Genomic DNA, 21,450 nt, shown 5'->3' on the forward strand with positions numbered 1-21,450 from the left:
CCTGGTCTCCTCATTTAGACGCCGTGCCGACGTCGGGGTTGTCCGATGGAGCAAACTCGTCATCCGCCTGATCCATCCGGTCGGCAGAACGGACATGACCGGGACCGAACAGCTTCTGCATTCGGTACGGGAAATTGATCCCGATCAGAATGATGATTACTGCGGTGAAAGCGAAGGACAGAATGAACAGGGTCCATCCCAGACCCCAGCTGGACGGCAAGACGCCACCGACGCCGGTTGCCGGATCACCTGCCAAAGAGATACCGAGGACCGGGGCAATGGCACCGCCGAGAGCACCGACGTTGTACGAGAAGCCCAAACCAGCGGCCCTCTTCTCAACTGGGAAGTAGTTTGAAATGAACTTGGGCAACAACCCAGCGATACCCTGTCCGAACATCTGCTGGACGAAGATGAAGACGCCGAGCAGCACAATCCATGCTACCGAGGAATGCACCATGTCACGGCTGATGAGGAACACCGGCAGGACGAGAACCTCTGAGATAAGCAGGGACGTCCAATAAGCCTTACGGGTACCAAACTTGTCGCCGATGAACCCTGCCATAATGCAACCGGCGGCAGCACCGAAGGAGGTCGCCGTCACCAGGTTCGACGCAGTGTCGCTAGCCAGTCCCAAAGTCTGGCGGTAGTAGGTCGGCAGCAGGGCCTGCAACGGCCACGAATAGAGGAAGGCGACGAACACCGTAATCATCACTGCGACACCGGTGGGCCACCGTGGTCCCTCGAACTGGACCATGAAACTCACCATGACTGCTGCGACAACGATCCACAGTAGAGCGAGGACGAAGCCAGAAACTTTACTGTCAAAGAGGTAGATAACGATGAGGCTTCCGAAGGCAGCCAGAGCAAGCACGATATTGACGACGCTGCGCTTCGGGGTGCGCGCGAACAAGATCGTGAACATGTCGGTCTTCTCGACGGTTTCACCGGCCGCCGCTCGCGCTTCCTGTTCCTCACGCATCTTTGCGAAATCAGAAGCCTCCGGCAGGGCACGCCGCAGCCACAGCGCCAATACGATCGGAATAATGCCGAGGGCAAAAAGGATTCGCCAGGTATACGGCTCAGCAGAAGTCCCCCGGGTGAGGTGCTCAATCAGGGCATACACCTGAGCTGTTACACCCGCGCCGATCGAGTATCCGGAAATGAGGAATCCCGAGGCCTTGTTACGTAGACGCACGGGCCACGACTCAATGACGTAGGTGGCCGAGGAACCATACTCACCAGCCATGCCCATGCCGATACAGACCCGAGCGAGGAAGATGACCCAGAAGGCCGGCGCAATCGCGCAGACGACCGACCCACCCGCATACAGCAGGATCGACAGGACCATGGCCTCCTTGCGGCCTACGCGATCACCAATGGCCCCCAGCAGTAAACCTCCGAACCACCGGGCAATGAAGGCAGCAGAAACCAACGTAGCCGTCAGCGCCGCGCCGACATGGAAGGTCCGCCCGACTTCTGTGAGCACCAGAGTGATCATCACGAAGTCGAATCCGTCGAGCAAATACCCAATCCATGCGGCCCAGAAGGACTTCCACTGCGTGCCGGTCAGCTCGTCACGCCATGACCTCTTGACTGTCGTGGCTTCGACATTACTCATACGTTCATCTCCATTGATCGGTCAGAAACCTACCGTTAACATTGGACATCCGATGTCCTATGTCCAGGATGAACCGACCGTATCCCGTTGTCAAGCCGTTTACGCCGACGCCGGCAGTGCCCAGCACGATCTTGCCGTGACACTACCGGCGTTGACACCACCGGCCTGTGCAACTTAGTTCACCAACAAAGACGGAACTGCGCTCAACAATTTCTTCGTGTAAGGGTCCTTCGGGTTGTTGAAAATCTCCTCGGTGTCCGCGATTTCCAAGATTCTCCCAGAATTCATCACGGCGATCCTGTCGGAAATATGGCGGACCGTATTCATATCGTGAGAGATGAAAACCAATCCCAAGCCGAGTCTCTCCTGCAAGTCGTCGAAAAGGTTGAGGATCTGGGCCCTCACCGACACGTCCAGGGCAGAAGTTGGCTCATCCGCGACAATGACATCCGGACCCAAGGCAAGGGCACGGGCAACCGCAACGCGCTGCCGCTGACCACCGGAAATCTGTCGTGGCAACACGTTCATCACTGAGGAAGGCAGACCAACCATGCCAAGCAGATCACGCACCGCCTCCTCACGATCGGACTTGGTCCCAATGTCATGGACATTCAGGGGATCCATCAGCACCTGTCGGATCGGAAGCCTCGGGTTAAGAGCAGTCGCCGGGTCCTGAAAGACCACCGAAACCGCCCGACCAAGGGCCTTACGATCACGGGCGTGTCGACCCAGTGGTTTGCCCTTGAAGAGCACCTCACCGGAGGTCGGTACCTGCAGACCTACCATCACACGCGCCGTCGTCGACTTGCCGCAGCCCGACTCGCCAACAATTCCAAGCGTTTTGCCTCGGTAAACCGAGAGGTTCACCTTGTCCATGGCAACCACCTTGGTCGGGTGGAAGAGTTTCCCGCCGCGCGCCCGATGAATCATCGTGACGTCGCGAAGCTCGATGACCGGGGTGTCTGTTTCAGCTTTGTCTGTCTCAGCTCTACGGGGACTTATTGTGTGGCTCATCGAAGCGCCTCCTCGGCCTCAGGATGGTGCGCCCACGAATGGGTAGTTCCGGACACGGTTGTCATGGTGGCTTTGACGTCTCGTCCAATCTCCGGATGAGAAGATCGCGGTGAGAACCGGTCTCCTGCCACGAATTCAGATGGCGACGGCACCACACCGGGAACCTGATGCAAACGTCCCTGACTCGCCTCAATGGAAAGCACCGACCCCAGCAGGCCACGGGTGTACTCATGGCGAGGATCAGACATCACCTCGGTGGTCGTTCCCGTCTCGACAACCTGACCGGCATACATCACTGTTATGCGATGGGCCAGCTGGGCCACTAGAGCCAGGTCATGAGACACGAAGACCATGGCAAAACCCAGTTCGTCCTGCAGCCGCTTGAGCAGCTCCACCACCTGTTGCTGAACGGTGACGTCCAAAGCCGTCGTCGGCTCGTCGGCAATGAGGAGCTGGGGGTCACGAGTCAAAGCCATCGCAATGAGCACGCGCTGACGCTGCCCGCCCGACAGCTCGTGTGGGTAGGACCTCAAGGTGCGCACCGGGTCCAAACCAACCAACTCCAGCAGATCCTCGGCACTACGAGTACCGCCACGCTTGGTCAACTGGGCCAGCTGGGATCGAACAAGCATCGAGGGGTTCAAAGCGCTAAGGGCGTCCTGATAGATCATGCTCATCTCATGGCCACGCAGGGAGTTGCGCTGCTTGGGATTCATGGTCAGCAGCTCCTGACCATCGAAAAGAATCGAGCCACGAATGTCGGCGCTCTTTGGAAGCAGCCCCATGATGGCAAAGGAGCTAATTGATTTACCGCAGCCAGACTCACCAACCAATCCCATCGTCTCCCCCGGACGTACCGAGAAGGACACTTGGTCCACGATGTCGACGTCTCCATGAGCCTGCGGGAACGCGATGGAAAGATCCTTGACCTCCAGCACCGGCTTTGAAGCCGCGAGATCAGCGGGAAGTACCAATCGGTCAGAACGAGCGATCTCGGAGCGATGAAGCTGTGCCAACCGAGCCTCCAAGTCGGCTTCAGAACCGCCTTGAATGACGTGAATCGACATCGAATCTGCATTGTCATCCTCGTCGACCGCAGCGACATCGGCAGCGGCCTTATCGCCAGCGACTTCCTCGGCCGGGTCCGCGATGCGGACGCGGGGCGGAGGGGCAACCATGGCATCGGTGAGTCCCTCGGAAAGAACGTTCAGGCACAGAACCGTGATGAGAATCATGACGCCGGGGAAGAAAGTCGCCCACCAAGCTCCCGAGGAGATGATGGCCTTGCCGTCAGAAAGGATGTTGCCCCACGACGGAGACGGCGGTTTGATTCCGGCATTGATGAAGGACAGTGACGCCTCGAAGACGATCGCGTCAGCGACCAGCACAGCTGCGAACACCAGTACAGGGGCGATGGCGTTGCGGGCCACCTGCTTGATGATGATCCACCAGGTGGGCGCTCCCATCACCCGAGCTGCGGCCACGTAGTCCTCGCCATACTGTTCCAGCACATTGGCGCGAACGACACGGGTGAGCTGTGGAACATAAAGGAATGCGATGGTAATAATCAACAGCGGGATCGAGGGCAGGGATTGGGAGAACACCGACACAAAGACCGCTGCCAGGGCAATTCCTGGGAAACTCATGATGATGTCCATGATCCTCATGAGGACTTCCGAGACAACCTTGCCGGAAGTTGCAGCAATCGACCCGAGAACCGCTGCGACGGCCAAGGCCAGCACAACCGCCCCCAGACCAATAACCAGCGATCCTCTAGCTCCGTAGAGCACCCTGGAGAAGATGTCGCGACCCGAGTTGTCGGTGCCGAACCAGAAATCCCCGTTGGGGGCATGGAATGGGAAACCGACACCGTCTACAACGGTTGGCTCCGAGACGCCGGTCTGAGTGGGGCTGTACTGCGCCAGCACGGGAGCGAAAATCGCAGCGAGGGCGACGAGCGCCAGGATGACCAAGCAGATGCGAGAGCTGACCGACAACCGACCGAACCGCAGACCGGGGCGCTCAAGGCGACGAGTGAGATTGCGACGCATATCACACACTCCTGATCCTCGGGTTGACCAGCACGTACAGCAGATCGACCACGATGTTGATGACGATAAAGGCAATGGCAACGGTGAGGGTGACGCCCTGAACCAGGAAGACGTCGTTTCGGTTCACTCCGTCCAAAATCAACTGACCCATCGCTTTGATGTTGAAAATGATCTCGACGACCACTGCGCCGCCCATGGCATAACCAAACTTGAGGCCAATGACTGTCAGCGGGTTGATGAGGGCGTTACGCAACACATTGCGGGCGACCACGGTGCGGTAAGGAATCCCTGAGCCGATGGCAGTTCGCACATAATCCTTGTCGAGCTCCTCAACAACGGAGGTGCGCACCACCCGCGTCAGCGAGCCGCTCACTGGGATCGCCAACGAGATGACGGGTAGGGCAATGGAGTTGAAGTAGGCCGCCGGGTTCTCTGACAACGGTATCCACGACGAGACGACGGCCGGGAAGGCACCGCTGCCGCCTGGGATGTCACCGAATGCCTGAACCAAGAGGATGGCGAGCCAGAAGGAGGCTATTGCCAAGCTCGCGATCGAGATGACGCGGATGACCTGATCGGGCCAGCGATCCCGATACAGGGCTGCGATGACTCCCAGAATCAGGGAGATGATGACCGCCAGGAGCAACGCCCAGGCTGTCAGCTGCAGGGTGATGGGAAAAGCCCGACTCACCATATCGATAACCGGAGTGCCGCCTGCACTCGTACCGAGGTCGCCATGCACCATTCCGGCCAGGAATCGTCCGTAGCGCACAATCAGCGGCGAGTTGAGCCCATTTAACTCGCGGTACTCCTCTAAGGCTTCTGGACTAGCCGACTCGCCCAATGCCATGATCGCGGGATCACGCGGTGAAAACGACATGACAATGAAGACAAGCAGGACGACACCGAGCACCATGATCGGCAAAGCGATCAATCTCTTCCCGATGACTCGAAGGAGATTAGACATCAGTGCTTCTCCCAAGGTTGAAAGCAAAATTAATAGAGACGTGACCTAGTGGAGCCACGCCGCCTCGAGGGGGTTGCCGAAAGGTATCGGGAGCACCTAATAGTGGCGTCGATACCTCTCAGCAAACCACCCTCACGGTCAGACAGCACCACTCACTTAGTGGTACCGACATCAAGAAAATCGAGTCCAGTCAGGGAAATTGGCTTGAATCCAATCAGAGTCTTGCCATCCCATGCTGACGGAGCTTTGCGGTGGAAGAGTGGGTAAAGCGGAATCTCCTCGGAAAGGATGTCGAAGCACTCATGCCATCCCTTCATCTGCTCATCACCAACGGCCTGGGCAGCCTTTTCGAGAGTTTCGGTGAACTTCTTTTGAGCAGGCTGACCCTTCCAATGCATACGGGAGTCCCACACATCCCCGACAAACCACCAGCGCATCAGGAGGTCGGCGTCAGAACCAAAGGTGGAGGGGTCACCGGGAGCGAGGAAGACGTCGTAGGCATCCGGCTTATCGGTAATCTCGTTGTACGCATCTGCTGATTGCCGCTGAGAAAACTCGATAGTGACTCCGGCCTCTTGCACGGAATCAACGATGATCGATTCGACGGATTTCATCCAATCGTGGTCGGTGCCGATAACGCGGAACTTCTTCAATCCCGTCTCGTTGAACAGGGCCTTCGCCTTCTCGAGGTCGCGTTTATAGACGACTTTGGCCTTCTGATATGCGGGATGACCCTGCTGGACGAAGCAGGATGCCGGGGTGGCCTGCCCGGACATCGCAACTTTGCAGGCTTTCTCAATGTCCATCGCGTACATAAAGGCCTGACGGTTCTTGAGGTTGCTAAACGGGTTTTTGGCCGAACCGTTGAACATCACGAAGGCCAGCCCGAATCCCTGCTCCGAGTACTGCTCGAATCCGTTGGACTTCACAGTGGGGATCTTGGTGTACGGCAGAGCGTCAATAGCCTGGACAGTTCCAGAGGTGAGCGCATTGGTCCGGGCGTCGGGGTCCGGCATGATGTTCCAGACCATCTTGGCAGCCTTGGCTGGACGAGGCCCGTTGTAGTGCTCGTTCTTCTCGAACTTCACGGTGCCGCCAGCGCCATTGGCAGTCATCTTCCACGGACCGCTGCCGACGGGATTGAAATCAAACTTCTTCTGATCCTTCTCGACAATCGCCTTAGGAACAATCTTGATAGTCGCCAGACGGTTCGCCAACAATTCCTCGAACGGGAACTTCAGCTTGATGACGACAGTAGAGTCATCTTTCTTCGTGACTGAATCGATGACGAACCCAATGAACTGGTTGTACATTGAATTGTTCTTGGGGTCCATGACCCGCTCAAAGCTGTAGACCACATCTTCTGCGGTGAGCTTGCTTCCGTCCGAGAAAGCTGCCCCATCACGCAACGTGACCTCGTAGGTTTTATCATCGATCTTCTTTGGCTTATCATCGGCGGCCAAAGCAGCGTAAACCTTGGTTGGCTCGGTCGGCTCAACCTCATAAAGACCCTCAAATGTGTGCCAGTTGACAGCCACAGTCAGTGCTGCACTCGTCGTCATGGGGTCATAACCAGAAGTACCTAGTTCGTAGGAAATGGCGGCGGTAATTGTCCCGTTACTATTTCCTGCCGCACTCGACGCTCCACCACCACCAGGGCTGGTCTTCTTGTTCGGGTTGTCTCCGCCACATGCCGATAGACTGGCGGTAAGACCAGCAGCCATCGCAATGCTGCCGGTCAACTTCATGAATCCGCGGCGGTCAAACTTACTGCCCATGGGAGTGGTCATCGTCGAAGCCTCCATGTGTAGGGACATCCGACATTGGATGTCCGACTACCGGTAATTTAACACACATTCAGCCCCACCGGAAACACCGTTCGCCAACTTGAGCGAGATTGCCAACCATCGGCTTCCTGACAAGGGCGTCTGCGGAGCAGTCGGCGCAGCGCCCTCACTCCTGATGATCGAATTCTCCCTCATCAACCTCGACGTCTACAGCTCTGTCGGAGGGCACATCGTCGCCACGCAGTGCCCGCCAAGCCTCGTCGCTCAGTTCCCTCAGCAGGGTGTCGGCGTCATCAGACTCGTCGCCGAATCCCAGCCGTTCTGCAGCCATCGCGAGAGCGTGTAAGCAACGGAACACCCCCTGGTTCGGCAGATATCCCCAATCCACGGGTCCCTCGCCATCCCAACCAGCCTCCCGAAGCTGCTCGAGACCAAGATCACGGCCGGTACGGGCATAGGCATACGCAGCAACGTCGGCAGCATCGGTATTACTCAGCAGCGACCCCTCAGCCAGTAAGGCCCAACACAGCGTCGAGGACGGATTCTCCTTGACGACCGCCATGAACTCGTCGCGTCCTCGCTTGGCGAGTTTGCGAATAGCTGGGTCCGGCGGCAGGCGCACGCCATAATCCTGCTCCTCGATCTCAGCGGTCAGATCGGTGTTCTGCTCCTCAGCCATACTCCCAAGCCTAAGGCCAAACCCGCGACAGCGCTTCTTCAGGCCAGCCGCAACCACCATGTGACATAAACTTGTTCCGTCTCACGAAAGGATCACCATCATGTGCCGACCTGTCAGGTGTGACGTCTGCGGCAAGACGACCTGGGCCGGGTGCGGCGAACACATCGCCCAGGTCAAGGCACAGGTCCCACCCGCTCAGTGGTGCGACGGCAATCACACTGCCGCCGAGAAATCGGGAGACCAACCACCACGTCAGCACTTGGGAATGCCGCGTCAGCGCTTCGGAATATGACGCTGACTCGCTCATTCGCACGTCACCCCTGCCCTGACCTACACTTCACGATGGCGCGTTTGCGCCTGCCGACATCCCGCGGCCTCGTCGCGGTGTCCCCATCCTCGATCTGAACCGGAGTTCTGCATGCCCGTACGCAAAGATCTGCGCAACATCGCCATCGTGGCCCACGTTGACCATGGAAAGACCACCCTGGTCGACGCGATGTTGTGGCAGTCGGGAGCCTTCCGCGAGGGTGCCGAGGTCGAGAAGCGCGTCATGGACTCGATGGACCTTGAGCGCGAAAAAGGTATCACCATTCTCGCCAAGAACACCGCCGTCAAGCACGTCATGAGCGATGGCGAGGAAATCACCCTCAATATCATTGACACCCCCGGACACGCTGACTTCGGCGGCGAAGTCGAGCGCGGTCTCGAAATGGTCGACGGGGTTATCCTCCTTGTCGACGCCTCTGAGGGGCCCCTCCCCCAAACCCGGTTCGTGCTGCGCAAGGCCCTGGCCAAGAAACTCCCGCTTATCCTTGTCCTCAACAAGGTCGACCGTTCCGACGCTCGCATAGACGAGGTTGTCGAAGAGACCTACGACCTGTTCATGGATCTTTCCGACGATGACGACGCTTCCCTACTTGACGTCCCGGTTGTCTACGCCTCTGCCAAGGCCGGACGAGCCTCCCTCAACAAGCCCGGTGACGGCGAAATGCCCGATTCCCCCGACCTTCAGCCGCTGTTCGACTGCATTCTTGAGAACATCCCGGCCCCCAGCTACGAAGAGGGCGGGGTGCTGCGCGCCCACGTCACCAACCTGGACGCCTCTCCGTACCTCGGTCGTCTGGCCCTGTGCCGAATCGTCTCTGGTGAGATCCGGAAGGGGCAGACGGTGGCCTGGTGCAAGCGCGATGGTTCAGTTCAGAACGTCAAGCTGTCCGAGCTGCTTATGACCGAAGCCCTCGAGCGTGTCCCCGCCGAGAAGGCCGGACCGGGCGACATCGTCGCCATTGCCGGCATTCCTGACATCACCATCGGCGAAACCCTCTCGGATCCAGAGAACCCCGATCCGCTGCCCCTCATCCATGTCGACGAGCCGTCGATGTCCATGACCATTGGTATCAACACCTCGCCGCTCTCGGGTCGTTCCGGCGACAAACTCACCGCCCGCCTCCTCAAGGCCCGGCTCGATCAGGAACTTATCGGCAATGTGTCCATCAAGGTGGCAGATACCGATCGTCCGGATATGTGGGAGGTTCAGGGTCGCGGTGAGCTACAACTGGCTATCCTCGTCGAGCAAATGCGTCGTGAGGGGTTCGAGCTGACCGTCGGCAAGCCGCAAGTCGTCACCAAGATGATTAATGGCAAGCTGCATGAACCCTTTGAGCGCGTCACCATCGACTCCCCGGAGGAGTTCATGGGTGCCGTCACCCAAATGATGGGCCTGCGCAAGGGTCAGATGATGCACATGGTCAACCATGGTTCCGGATGGGTACGCATGGAGTTCGTGGTGCCAGCTCGCGGCCTCATCGGCTTCCGCACTGAATTCCTCACCCAGACCCGCGGCCAAGGGATCATGAATCAGATCCTCGAGGGCTTCCAACCTTGGGTAGGCGAGCTGCGCACCCGTCAGACTGGCTCGATGGTCGCCGACCGTCAGGGAATCGTCACTTCCTATGCTCTGTTCAACCTGCAGGAGCGTGGCACGATGTTTGTCTCTCCCGGTGATGAAACCTACGAGGGCATGGTCGTCGGAGAGAACTCTCGCCCCGACGACATGGATGTCAATCCAACCAAGGAAAAGCACCTCACCAATGTGCGTTCTTCCACCGGTGATGAACTGGAGCGCCTCATTCCGGCCACCAGGCTCTCCATGGAGCAGCAGCTTGAGTTCTGCCGGGAGGATGAGTGTCTTGAGGTCACCCCAGATGTGGTTCGCATTCGCAAGACCGAACTCAATGCCCACGAACGCGCTAAAGCTCGCATCCGCGCAAAGACCAGTTGATGATGACGTTTCGGTGACGCCGCGATTCGGCAGTTACGGCGCCATCGTTATCTCGTGACAAAAACACCGCTGAGGAACCTCGCCTCCAGGGGATACCGGAGACCCACATTAGCGGCATTAACAAACCGGCGTAGCATGTTGCCGCCGTATCCTTGAAAGGCGTTTCACCTATGCAGACTTCCCGCACTGCCGGACTGGCAGCCGCACTGGTTGTGTCCTTGTCCGTCGGAGCCGTCGATACCGCTCACGCAGAACCCACTCCCCCCGCTACGGAGTCCTCATCACAGCTTGAGTCAGCCAATGCCGCCTCTGAGACCCCAACTGTCTCTAAGGCCTCTGCCGCCCCAGGAAAGACTCCTGCCGCCACAGCGGAAAGCCCCGCACTTAAGACAACCCCCTCTGCCGAGACGACCGCTTCGGCCGTCCAAGAAGAAACCCGGAGCGCACGAGTCACCCGGGAAGCGTCTACCGAGTCGACGCCCTCGACGACACCTTCCGTGAGCGCTCAGCGCGCCCAGATCAATAAAACTGCATGGATCTACATCGCCACGCAGCTGCGCACCGGAGCCTCCACCAGCTTCCGCTCCATGGGAACGATCAAGGCCACCACTCAGGTCGTTATCCACGGAGAAGAGCGCAACGGATGGACCCCGATTCGCCACGGAAACACGAATGCCTGGGTCCCCACCAATACCCTCACTACTACCCGCCCACAAACAATGTGGGTATACCTGTCCTCCGACCTACGAACCGGCGCCGCCACCTCCTACCGCTCCATGGGCCGCACCGATTCCACCCAAGCCCTGACACGCCGCGGACCCGACCTCAACGGCTGGACTCCCGTTCTATACAAAAACGTCCAAGGCTGGCTTCCCGCCAACACAGTCAGCACCTACCATCCCGTCACCCAATGGGTTTATGTCGCGGCTGACCTGCGCACCGGAGCCTCGAACTCCTACCGCTCCATGGGAAAAACAAAAGCCACGACCGCCATGGTTCGTCGCGGCCCGAACCGCAGCGACGGCTGGGTTCCAGTTTTCTACCAGGGCAAGCAGGGCTGGCTACCAGCCAATACCCTCACTACTACCCGCCCACAAACAATGTGGGTATACCTGTCCTCCAACCTACGAACCGGCGCCGCCACCTCCTACCGCTCCATGGGCCGCACCGATTCCACCCAAGCCCTGACACGCCGCGGACCCGACCTCAACGGCTGGACTCCCGTTCTATACAAAAACGTCCAAGGCTGGCTTCCCGCCAACACAGTCAGCACCTACCATCCCGTCACCCAATGGGTTTATGTCGCGGCTGACCTGCGCACCGGAGCCTCGAACTCCTACCGCTCCATGGGAAAAACAAAAGCCACAACCGCCATGGTTCGTCGCGGCCCAAATCAGAATGGCTGGATGCCGATCTTCGTCAACAACAAGACCCAGAGCTGGTTCCCGGCCTCAGCGCTGTCCTCCACTCCCGTCGCAGCGCCGGTGGGTCTCCCGATTGACAACTCGGGTGCTCGTCTTGACAGCCGCTGCATGAAGGGAACCGTGATCTGCGCATCCAAGAACCAGCGCAAGCTATGGATGGTTGAAAACGGACGCATTGTCCTCACCTTGGACGCTCGGTTCGGAAGCACCACTAATCCCACCACCGAGGGCGTCCACACCGTGTACAAAAAAGACAAGGACCACATATCGGGACAGTTCGGTTCTCCAATGCCGTACTCGATGTTCTTCCACGCTGGCGAGGCAATCCACTATTCGTCGGGCTTCGCCCGTGATGGGTGGAATGGTGCCTCACACGGCTGCATCAATATCCGGAACATGACTGGTCTGAAGTGGCTGTGGAATAAGACCCCCATCGGTCGTAAGGTCGTCGTCTACAAGTGATCTAGATTACGAATGGCCCGTCTCTGTATAGAGGCGGGCCGTTTCGCGTAGCAAGGTGGTCTGGCACTGCTGGATGTCTTGTGAATGGCCCACAAAACCCAATCCCATGACACACAACAGTGGCACCGCACCCGAAAGTGCAGCGCCACTGTGGTTCTTATATCAGTGTCCTCGGGGTTCAGCCCAGAGCCACCAGGCCCTGACCACCCTGAACGGCGTCACCGACAGCCACCAGGATGCCCTTAACGGTTCCATCCGCCGGGGCATTGATCTCGGTCTCCATCTTCATGGCCTCCAGGGTCAGGAGCACCTGACCAGCCTTCACGGCATCACCCTCGGCCACGAGGATCTTGGCAACGGTGCCAGCCAGCGGAGCGGGAACTTCACCCTCTCCAGCCTTACCGGCACCACCGCCGGACGCCTTCATCGGGCCTCCGGAACCGCCTCCGAAGAGGATCGGTGCCATTGGCGCATTAGGGGTCTTGTCAACGTCAACGTCAACGTCGTAAGCGACGCCATTGACGGTCACCTTGAGCTTCATATCAGTTTCTCCAGGTCAACGAATCGAATGGTTCTGCTGAGCCCTGCGTCCCTGACGGACCCAGGTCTCACTCGGGGCGAAACGGACGGCCTGAACCTTTCCGTCGTTGCCCAGGTAAGCCGAAACGGCGGCGCAGATGACGGCAAGAACGTCCTCAGGAACATCCTTGCTGGCCTTCTTGAGCCGGGAAACCTCGGCCTCCAGCGCCGCGAGTCGCTTATTCAGCGTCTCAATGACGAGTTCATTCTTCTCACTCATCTTGTCCTCCCATCAGCCTTCTTCACTCAGCACGGCATGACGCCATGCTTCTTGGCCGGACGGGACTGACGCTTGGTGGCGTAGATCTCCAGTGCGGCGGTGATCTTGCGACGAGTGTCGGCGGGATCGATCACGTCATCAACCTGTCCACGGGCGGCTGCCACATAGGGCGTGTTGAAGGCGTTGCGGTACTCCTCGATCTTGGCAGCGCGAGTGGCTGCGGGGTCCTCGGAGTTCTTGATCTCACGACGGAAGATGACGTTGGCAGCGCCATCAGCGCCCATCACCGCAATCTCAGCGCTCGGCCAGGCATAGACGGCGTCGGCACCCAGATCCCGGTTACACATGGCCAGGTAGGAGCCACCGTATGCCTTGCGCAGTACCACGGTGATCTTCGGGACAGTCGCCTCAGAGTAGGCGTAGAGCATCTTCGCACCGTGACGAATAATGCCGCCGTACTCCTGCTGAACACCGGGCAGGAAGCCGGGGACGTCAACCAACTGCACCAACGGAATGTTGAACGAGTCGCAGAACGTGATGAACTCGGCAGCCTTGTCAGAGGCGTTGATATCGAGGCATCCCGACATAACCTTCGGCTGGTTGGCCACAATACCGACGGTACGACCGTTGACTCGAGCGAAAGCGGTGACGATGTTGGTCGCCCAACCAGCCTTCACCTCCAGATAGTCACCCCAGTCGACGATCTTGGCGATGACGTCGCGGACGTCGTAGCCCTTCTTGCCATCGAGCGGAACGATGTCGCGCAGCTCAGGCTGCGGGGAAACATCATTGTTGGGATTGCTGATCTGGGCGTCCTCAGTGTTGTTCTGCGGCAGGAAGCTCAGCAACTTCTGCGCAATGAGCACTGCGGCGTCGTCATCTTCAGCCACGAAATGAATATTGCCGGAGGTCGACATATGTGCGTCGGCACCGCCCAGATCATCAGCGGTGACCTCCTCACCAGTGACCGACTTGATGACTCCGGGACCCGTGATGAACATATGGGCCTTCTTCGTCATGATGATGAAGTCGGTCAATGCCGGGGAGTAGGAGGCGCCGCCAGCGCACGGGCCGGCGATGATGGCAATCTGCGGTACGACGCCCGACAGCTTGACGTTTTCATAAAACATCTTGCCGTAACCGGACAGCGAGTCGATGCCTTCTTGGATTCGAGCACCACCCGAGTCGTAGAAGAACAGGAACGGAGTACCGGTCACCAAGGCCTGCTCCATCGTCTCGACGACCTTGGTGGACTGGGTCTCACCGGCGGAACCACCCATGACGCTGAAGTCCTGAGAGGCGACGTGTACCGGACGACCGTGAATGGTCGCACGACCGGTGACAACACCGTCAGCGGGAACCTCCGCCTTGTCCATGCCAAAGAGGGTGGTGCGATGCTTACGGAACGCACCTACCTCGTCGAAGGAGTAGGCGTCAACCAAATGCTCGATACGCTCACGAGCGGTTTGCTTACCCTTGTCACGCTGCTTCTGAAGTCGAGCCTCGCCGCCTCCGAGTTCCACCTTGTGGCGCTCGTCAGCAAGCTGCTCGACGCGGCCGACCATGGTGTTGGCCAGCTTGATTGGTTTCTTCTCAGCCATAGTTGGCGATCATCCTCACGCAGGCTCGACGGTCACCTGGTGGCTGTTGCCACCGACCGTCACGTTGTAGTTGACCGGTCCAGCGATCCCGGCAGCGCCGGTACCTTCCTTCTCAGCCTTGAGCTGTGCCTCGGTCATCGCGACGCTCTTCGGACCCTCCGGGCGCTCCTTGAAGAACTTCGGGGCAACTCCCGGGAACAGGGCGTTGGTGAGAACATCCTCATCGGTACCGTTGAAGCCCTCAAGACCCTTGGCCTGCTCAACCAGCTCATCCCATTCAGGATCGAGCAGATCGGCTGGACGGCAGTCGATCGGCTCCTTGCCGGTCTGCTTCTTGGCCATCTCTACGATGTCGGGGTTCAGCTCCCCAATCGGCTTGCCGTAGTAACCGAGCATGAGGTCAGCAAATTCTGCGGTGAGGTTCTTGTACTCCCCATTGCCCATCAGGACATTGAACACGGCCTGGGTACCGACGATCTGGGACGACGGGGTGACCAGAGGCGGGTAACCGGCATCCTTACGGACGCGCGGCACCTCCTTCATGACCTCATCCATGCGATCAGCAGCGCCCTGGGCCGCAAGCTGGGACTCCATGTTGGAGAGCATTCCGCCCGGAATCTGGGACTGGAAGATGTTGGTGTTGACCAGCGTCTTCGACTCGAACTTCTTGTACTTCGGACGGACCTTCTTAAAGTGATCGCGGATCTTGATGAGGCGATCCATGTCGAGATCGGTGGTGTACTCGGTGCCCTCGAGCATCTCGACGAGGGACTCAGTTGGGTTGTGGCCCGGACCGAGCGACATGGAGGAGATAGCAGTGTCAACGACGTCGACACCAGCCTCAATTGCCTTCTGCAGGGTAACCAGGGTGACACCCGTGGTGGAGTGGCAGTGCAGATTGATCTGCACGTCGGGATGGTTCTCCTTGATGCCCTTGATGATATCGAAGGCGGGCTGAGGCTTGAGGAGGGCCGCCATGTCCTTGAAGGCGATCGAATCAGCGCCCATATCGATCAGGCGATCAGCCTGCTTGATGAAGCTCTCCGGGGTGTGAATCGGGGAGGTGGTGTAGCAGATGGTGCCCTGAGCGTGCTTGCCGCTCCTTTTGACGGCCGCCATAGCGTGCTCAAGGTTACGTGGGTCATTCAGAGCGTCGAAAACACGGAACACGTCCATGCCGTTTTCAGCAGACTTCTCGACGAACTTGTCGACGACCTCATCGTTGTAGTGGCGGTAGCCCAGGAGGTTCTGACCACGCAGCAACATCTGCAGCCGGGAGTTCGGCAGCAGCTTACGGAAGGTGCGCAGACGTTCCCACGGGTCTTCGTTGAGGAATCGGATACAGGAATCGAAGGTAGCTCCACCCCAGCACTCAACGGACCAGAAACCTGCCGCATCAATGTCGGCACAGGCATCGACCATGTCTTCCATGGCCATGCGGGTGGCAAGCAGGCTCTGATGCGCGTCGCGGAGCACGAGCTCGGTAACGCCAATCTTTCGCGGACTCATGGAGTCCATGATTCCACTTGTCGACAAGGTTTGGGGCAGGTGGGCCTCTTTTTCAAGCTTGAACCGTGTTCAACTGACCACTTGCCCGTTGTGGGTATCTCTGGATGAAACCGTCTGCAACATCATGTAACTCTGGCTGAGACCGTGTGCCTCATTCCCTTGTCCCGTCCGTAGACCCGCATGGAAACAGCTCTCACACCGCTTTTATCGTCGTTGCCGAATATCAATAGCACTGTTTGACACTTGGTATGCAAGCATAGGTTATGCTAACCTTACGTATTACCCATGGAGGACGAACTCCTTTAGGGGAAAACGATGGCCCTGCGCAGAAGAACCTTCCTCGCCCTAACGGCAGCCACCTCAATAGCTACCACTCATGCCGCAAACGCCGCCGCTAGCCCCGTTCCCAGGACACCGCCGAAGGAACCACTCCCGAGGCCATCCGACTACGCCGAGGCCATTACCGAAGCGATGAGTGATATTAGGCACAGCTCGTTTGGCACGACGAATGACACTTCAGCCATTCAAGGGTGCGTAGCAGCTATCGATCGTCTCGCCAGAGATGTGCCACTCGGGGCTAAAGCAAGACAATCACTTAACGACTATGCATCCACCCAAGCATCGATTGGCACTGAGGCCCCGGATGCGCTGGGACAGTTTCTTGGACTCAACGAAGTCGTCCTTACGGGAAGTCAAAATACTGCTACCCGCCAAGGCCGTTTCCAAATAGTCAATCTCACTCTCCGTTACGCCATTGATGACAATCACACCTGGGCCGATACTATTCCCGTCATCCTGACGCTCGACGGGCCTCAGATCCACAACATCATCATCCCCTCAGCCGATGACATCAACACCTTGCCAAAAACTCTTTACCAAGCCACCCTTACACCTCAAAAAGACATCCACCGCGGCGAACTCCCCGATCCAACACCGTCGGCTGCTGAACTTTACGAGATGGAGGCGCGAACCAATCCGGAGCTAAGCGAAAGATCAGCTGGCAAATCAGGCCGTTTCAAAGCAGCCGCATAAGCCAACAAATACTGGTCACACTACAACAGCGCCTATCGCCGCTTTGATGGCTCCGGGCGGGGCGGAGACTGCACAAACTTCGTCTCTCAATGCATGAAGGCATCTGGTTGGGGATACACCGGAAACCTAGCATGGAAAAATACAGATAGATCGTGGTTCTACCTTAAATGGCCTCGGTACAACTCAGCATCATGGGTCAACGTCGGAAAATTCCGATCATTTGCATTAGCAAATAAACGGACTCGGCTCGCATCACACTACTATGACATGTGGCACGGAAACGTCGTTCAATACGGATACCAGAGCGCATGGTATCATAGCATGATTGTCACAGGAAGAAGCGGAAAACAGCCACTAGTTGGAGATATCAATGAACATCAAAACTGTTTCAACGCATCTTGTGTGTGCCATAGTAGCCGCTGCTGCCGGAATTGGAGCCACCCTTCTACTGCAGCATCATGATGACGAACTCCAGCCAAGTGAGGTCACTATAGCAGCCTACTTCGCCCAGGCCATTTCAACCCCTGACACTATTGACAACGACCGCGTTCAGGACCTCGTCGCACCCAATACCGGCTGGGATAATCATTCCAAGAAAGCCGAAGAGTGGGGCCGAGCCATTTTCAAGGCCTACCACGATGACAAAGCTGAAACAAACGAAGGAATCCTTCTTTCCGAGGGGCCTCTTCCCACAGGCTCAGTTGATATCTATTCACGTTCTACAGCAGAACCAATCCTGTCCGTCATCATGACTCCCGTTGATGGAAAGTGGCTCGTTGACTGGAACGCAACAGTGCGGGCCAACAATACTCCGCTCCCAGCATTGCCATCGCATCGATAACCGCATGGATTCCGGCCAATACTGGTTCTTCATGGACAAGAATGGATAAGTGTCTGAATCCCCCGACATCCTTCAGCGACCGTGATGCCGTAGGCCGGGTTTCCCAGCACCACCCGTCATCACTCCCAAGCGCGAAACCCTCAGGCTCGAAGCGCCACTCATCCACCGTTCACAACCACGGTGTCCACCCGTGTTCACCTGTACGGAACGGAAAGACAACAAAAGACACCGTCACATCGAGACGACGGCATCCGCAGTGACACCCGTCTCGTCGTGACTGATATACAACATGCCGAAACGACGATCAGCCATAAGGCGCTGAAGAATCGTACGTCGACTGGCGACGTCTACCATTGATAGCGGTTCGTCGAGTAGCAAAAACGAGGGGTTTCCGGCCAACGCACGCGCGAGCGCAACACGCTGCCGCTCTCCACCCGACATGGCTTCTGGGTCGAGGATCTTGTCTAGCGACTCGTTGAGCATCGACGGACTTGTTCCCCTAACAACCTGTAGCACCTCCATCACCTGAGCGTCGGGAATAGATCGCCCCAATGTGATGTTTTCACGCAGCGAAGCAGTGAACAGCACTGGATACTGCGGCACTAACGCAACTCCGTACAGCCACGGTACAAGGTCTTCCTGTGTTGCCTGAACACCGTCTAACTCGAAACCTGGAGCATAATCCAGCTGCCTGGAGAGGATTTTCAGCACCGTCGATTTCCCTGATCCATTGGGGCCACGCAGATGGGTCTTGAGCCTCGTATCGAATACCACCTCGGGAATAGGAATCTCATGACCGTCCGAACACGTTACTGTACCTGATTTCACCAGAATCTTTCCGACGCTGTTAGCCGGGACCTTATCCGCATGACTACTTGCAGAATTTGGAATCCCCTCGTTATAAACGGCTGACCCCAAGCGGTGGCCACGAGCCAGAGACTTGACGGCGCTGACACCGCCTGTAAAAACGATAATTGCATTCACCAAGGAGAGCAGTGGCTGAACGAAGAGGTCGGCCAACTGAAATGACGCCACCAAACCTCCAATAGTGCCACGCTGGGACTGGACCAATATTGCACCAACGACGAGAAGAGCAATTCGGCCACCAAACTGAATAGCGCCTACTGTTACATTCGAATGGGCCATGATATAACCATGATGAGCCTCTACCCTCGTCGCTATATCATTGCTTTTTGAAAGGCGAGAAAACCATTTTTGATGTTGGCCGTATATTCTCAGTAAGAATAGCCCAGAAAGGTACTCACTCGCAGACGATACATAGTCGCGCGTCGTTCTCAAAGACCCAGTTCTCGCAGCTGATATGTGCTTCTTGAACACCATGGGTACCACGAGCGCAAGCATTGCCATAACGACTACTACCAGAAGATACTGCCACCCGAGCGTTATCAAGGCAGTAGCGAAAGCTACCACTTTTGCCAGACATATCGAGATTACAATAATCTGCTGAAAGTACTCACTATATATAATCGGGACGTCATTGGTAATGATCGCAGTCGTCTGAGCAACTTGGGTATCTGTTTGAGCGCCACGAAATGACTCGCATTTCGATCTTATAACCTGGTCTCGCAGCTCTCGAATCGCCCGGCTTTTATACGAAACCATAGCGCATTGATAAGCTAGTTCAAAAACCAGTATACCGGCGACAGAGCCAAGGTACTTATAGATCACGGAAGGGTATATAGCATTTGATGCGAGTGAGTCAACAAACTCCTGGATTATCCCCGGCTGCCATGCCAAAAACACCGCTTCCAGAATCCCACTGATGACAGCCACAACAGCATACGGTGCCGCCGAGCGAAAAACAGGTCTCACAAACGAGTCTCGGTGCTTGCCATGCTTCATGCGTTTTCCCTAGCGGTCCTTGCACCCCTGATAAATCGGCCAAGACAAGCCCTCGCAAAGCTGCCGTCTGCGCTTGGCGACGGCCCGCCCCACCCTAAAGACGATCGTCAGTTGCCAGCCGCTACTGCGGCACTGAGACGCCGGATTTCAGCCAGCACCGAAACGTTCAACTCCTTACTCGAAGCGTCCATGAGCTTGTGCAAACCACCGACGACATCGGTCAGTTCAGCGGCCATCGCTCGACTGGCACCGATTTGCTCCTCCACCCGGGGAACAAGATCAGCCACCCCAGCCGACAACTCCCGTTGACTGGCCATCTGCTGCCAGCTAGTGAGCAAGGCGGTTGGCATCGCCATCAGGTCCGCCAGCTCTTGAATACGAGAAGCGGCACGGTCGGCCAAATCTCGTACCTCGTCGAGGCGACGGTTCGCCTCCACCATGGCTTCCTCGACGGCCCGGGAAAGGTCATTAATGGCCGGCAGAGCATGTTCCCAGCCATCCACCTTGGCCCACAGCTCGGAAACAAAACTGTGGGTCGACTCGACCTGGATGTAAGCCACAGCCAACCTGAAACTCGTAAGATCCGCACTGATGGCCATAGCGTCAAGATCGGCCACTACCCCAGTGACCAGCGGTTCTATCTCAGCGTCCATTCGAGTCCACAAGCCAAGGACGGTCACCAAAGGCTTCAGTGACACCTCAGTGGCTTCCCGAGAATCAGTAATGGCGTCAGCAGTGCGCTGCGATTCAGTCATGGCCTCACGCAGGGTGCGCGCGGTTCGACCGGCCTTGGCCGACAGATCGCTCAGGCCGTCGAAAGTACTCAACCACGTCTCAACCAGCTCACGTGCCCGATTCACTTGGTTCGACAGCTGTCCCAAAGCCGTATCGTCCGCCATGCCGTGAGACGCGTGGTGCTGCTGGCGGCGTACCGCCACCTCCTGAACCAACGCCTTGCGCATGAAAGACCCATAATCGGGGTATCCCGACTGCTCCAAGGCAGTCTGGACCGCATCCAGACCACGGCGAGCCCGTTCCGGCGCGCCACATCCGTGTTCCCCGGCTATCCACTCGGCGTCACGACCCGCCTGGTACACGGTCTCGGCAGCCTGAAGCATCTCAGGGACCTGCGGGGTAACGCGCACCGACAGGTATCCCTCTCCCAACGGCACGATGGTGGCCAGTACCGTATAGGTCGCGCCGTCAGCAGCGAGATTATGGACATAGGCGCAGAATGGCTGCCCGCTTTGAATCGTCGTCCACATGGCGAGGAAGGCTGCGCCGGGCATCATCGGGTGACGAATGATGTTATGAGGCGCTCCGATGAGGTCGTCCCAGGAGTACCGGGAGATGTCCACGAAGACAGAGTTGGCTTTCTCGATGACCCCTCTGGAGTCAGTGGTAGAGAAGAAGATCTCTTCCGGCTGGACGACGCGGTTCTCCCCGGTCGGTTCAGGTCGAGACATGGCCCTCCTTGATAAGTGTGTCTCTGTGTCGTTCAAGGAAGCCTCCGCCATCTCAC

The 21,450-nt window shown here is 57.7% G+C and carries 17 protein-coding genes and 2 pseudogenes; 7 read left to right on the forward strand and 12 right to left on the reverse strand.

Annotated elements, in window-relative coordinates; all coding sequences use genetic code 11:
- Positions 1 to 10: 10 nt before the first annotated feature.
- From Q4B98_RS04095 to Q4B98_RS04120, 6 genes are all read right to left on the reverse strand, one after another.
- Positions 11 to 1,618, reverse strand: coding sequence for an MFS transporter (locus Q4B98_RS04095; RefSeq protein WP_303195810.1), 1,608 nt, complete (start codon positions 1,616 to 1,618; stop codon positions 11 to 13).
- 174 nt (positions 1,619 to 1,792) lie between these two features.
- Entirely contained in the window at positions 1,793 to 2,632 is an 840-nt protein-coding gene (locus Q4B98_RS04100; RefSeq protein ID WP_303195812.1) for an ATP-binding cassette domain-containing protein, read from the reverse strand.
- Positions 2,629 to 4,683, reverse strand: coding sequence for a dipeptide/oligopeptide/nickel ABC transporter permease/ATP-binding protein (locus Q4B98_RS04105; RefSeq protein ID WP_303195814.1), 2,055 nt, complete (start codon positions 4,681 to 4,683; stop codon positions 2,629 to 2,631). The genes Q4B98_RS04100 and Q4B98_RS04105 overlap by 4 nt, the downstream gene beginning before the upstream one ends.
- A gap of 1 nt (position 4,684) precedes the next feature.
- Positions 4,685 to 5,650: an ABC transporter permease gene (locus Q4B98_RS04110; RefSeq protein WP_303195817.1), complete on the reverse strand. Its 966-nt coding sequence runs from the start codon at positions 5,648 to 5,650 to the stop codon at positions 4,685 to 4,687.
- Positions 5,651 to 5,802: 152 nt separating this feature from the next.
- Positions 5,803 to 7,440, reverse strand: a complete 1,638-nt coding sequence (locus tag Q4B98_RS04115; RefSeq protein ID WP_303195820.1) for an ABC transporter substrate-binding protein — start codon at positions 7,438 to 7,440, stop codon at positions 5,803 to 5,805.
- 163 nt (positions 7,441 to 7,603) lie between these two features.
- Positions 7,604 to 8,116: a DUF3151 family protein gene (locus Q4B98_RS04120; protein WP_303195822.1), complete on the reverse strand. Its 513-nt coding sequence runs from the start codon at positions 8,114 to 8,116 to the stop codon at positions 7,604 to 7,606.
- 100 nt (positions 8,117 to 8,216) lie between these two features.
- On the opposite strand from Q4B98_RS04120, the gene Q4B98_RS04125 reads away from it, so the two are divergent.
- The 4 genes and pseudogenes from Q4B98_RS04125 to Q4B98_RS04135 all read left to right on the forward strand — a co-directional run bounded on the left by Q4B98_RS04125 (position 8,217) and on the right by Q4B98_RS04135 (position 12,283).
- Entirely contained in the window at positions 8,217 to 8,408 is a 192-nt protein-coding gene (locus Q4B98_RS04125; protein WP_303195825.1) for a hypothetical protein, read from the forward strand.
- Positions 8,409 to 8,534: 126 nt separating this feature from the next.
- A complete protein-coding gene (typA, locus tag Q4B98_RS04130; RefSeq protein ID WP_303195826.1) occupies positions 8,535 to 10,397 on the forward strand; it encodes a translational GTPase TypA in 1,863 nt (620 codons plus the stop codon).
- A 170-nt stretch (positions 10,398 to 10,567) separates the two neighbouring features.
- Positions 10,568 to 11,083 (forward strand): annotated as a pseudogene (locus Q4B98_RS10535) (SH3 domain-containing protein); the annotation flags it as partial.
- An 846-nt stretch (positions 11,084 to 11,929) separates the two neighbouring features.
- Positions 11,930 to 12,283, forward strand: coding sequence for a L,D-transpeptidase (locus Q4B98_RS04135; RefSeq protein ID WP_303196102.1), 354 nt, complete (start codon positions 11,930 to 11,932; stop codon positions 12,281 to 12,283).
- 178 nt (positions 12,284 to 12,461) lie between these two features.
- On the opposite strand, the gene Q4B98_RS04140 is transcribed toward Q4B98_RS04135, so the two are convergent.
- The 4 genes from Q4B98_RS04140 to Q4B98_RS04155 are packed head-to-tail and all read right to left on the reverse strand — an operon-like array spanning position 12,462 to position 16,192.
- Positions 12,462 to 12,824 carry a biotin/lipoyl-containing protein gene (locus tag Q4B98_RS04140; RefSeq protein WP_303195829.1) on the reverse strand — a complete coding sequence of 121 codons (363 nt, stop codon included), beginning with the start codon at positions 12,822 to 12,824 and terminating at the stop codon, positions 12,462 to 12,464.
- Between the two features lie 15 nt (positions 12,825 to 12,839).
- On the reverse strand, positions 12,840 to 13,082 hold the full coding sequence (locus Q4B98_RS04145; protein WP_303195831.1) for a hypothetical protein: 243 nt from the start codon (positions 13,080 to 13,082) through the stop codon (positions 12,840 to 12,842).
- 26 nt (positions 13,083 to 13,108) lie between these two features.
- The gene (locus tag Q4B98_RS04150) at positions 13,109 to 14,683 is read right to left on the reverse strand and encodes an acyl-CoA carboxylase subunit beta (protein WP_303195833.1); all 1,575 of its coding nucleotides are present in this window, start codon (positions 14,681 to 14,683) and stop codon (positions 13,109 to 13,111) included.
- Between the two features lie 15 nt (positions 14,684 to 14,698).
- Positions 14,699 to 16,192, reverse strand: coding sequence for a methylmalonyl-CoA carboxytransferase subunit 5S (locus Q4B98_RS04155; RefSeq protein WP_303195835.1), 1,494 nt, complete (start codon positions 16,190 to 16,192; stop codon positions 14,699 to 14,701).
- Between the two features lie 471 nt (positions 16,193 to 16,663).
- On the opposite strand from Q4B98_RS04155, the gene Q4B98_RS04160 reads away from it, so the two are divergent.
- The 3 genes and pseudogenes from Q4B98_RS04160 (at position 16,664) to Q4B98_RS04165 (ending at position 18,065) form a co-directional block, all read left to right on the forward strand.
- Positions 16,664 to 17,224: a hypothetical protein gene (locus Q4B98_RS04160; RefSeq protein WP_303195837.1), complete on the forward strand. Its 561-nt coding sequence runs from the start codon at positions 16,664 to 16,666 to the stop codon at positions 17,222 to 17,224.
- A gap of 60 nt (positions 17,225 to 17,284) precedes the next feature.
- Positions 17,285 to 17,686 (forward strand): annotated as a pseudogene (locus Q4B98_RS10540) (amidase domain-containing protein); the annotation flags it as partial.
- Entirely contained in the window at positions 17,634 to 18,065 is a 432-nt protein-coding gene (locus Q4B98_RS04165) for a hypothetical protein (RefSeq protein WP_303196103.1), read from the forward strand. The pseudogene Q4B98_RS10540 and the gene Q4B98_RS04165, both read left to right, overlap by 53 nt.
- 231 nt (positions 18,066 to 18,296) lie before the next feature.
- Here the strand turns inward: Q4B98_RS04165 and Q4B98_RS04170 are convergent, their stop codons facing one another.
- Entirely contained in the window at positions 18,297 to 19,928 is a 1,632-nt protein-coding gene (locus Q4B98_RS04170) for an ABC transporter ATP-binding protein (protein ID WP_303195839.1), read from the reverse strand.
- A gap of 107 nt (positions 19,929 to 20,035) precedes the next feature.
- Positions 20,036 to 21,394 carry an aerotaxis receptor Aer gene (locus Q4B98_RS04175; protein ID WP_303195840.1) on the reverse strand — a complete coding sequence of 453 codons (1,359 nt, stop codon included), beginning with the start codon at positions 21,392 to 21,394 and terminating at the stop codon, positions 20,036 to 20,038.
- Positions 21,395 to 21,450 lie beyond the last annotated feature (56 nt).

Origin of the sequence: Cutibacterium sp. (assembly GCF_030525615.1) — a bacterium.
GTDB lineage: Bacteria > Actinomycetota > Actinomycetes > Propionibacteriales > Propionibacteriaceae > Cutibacterium.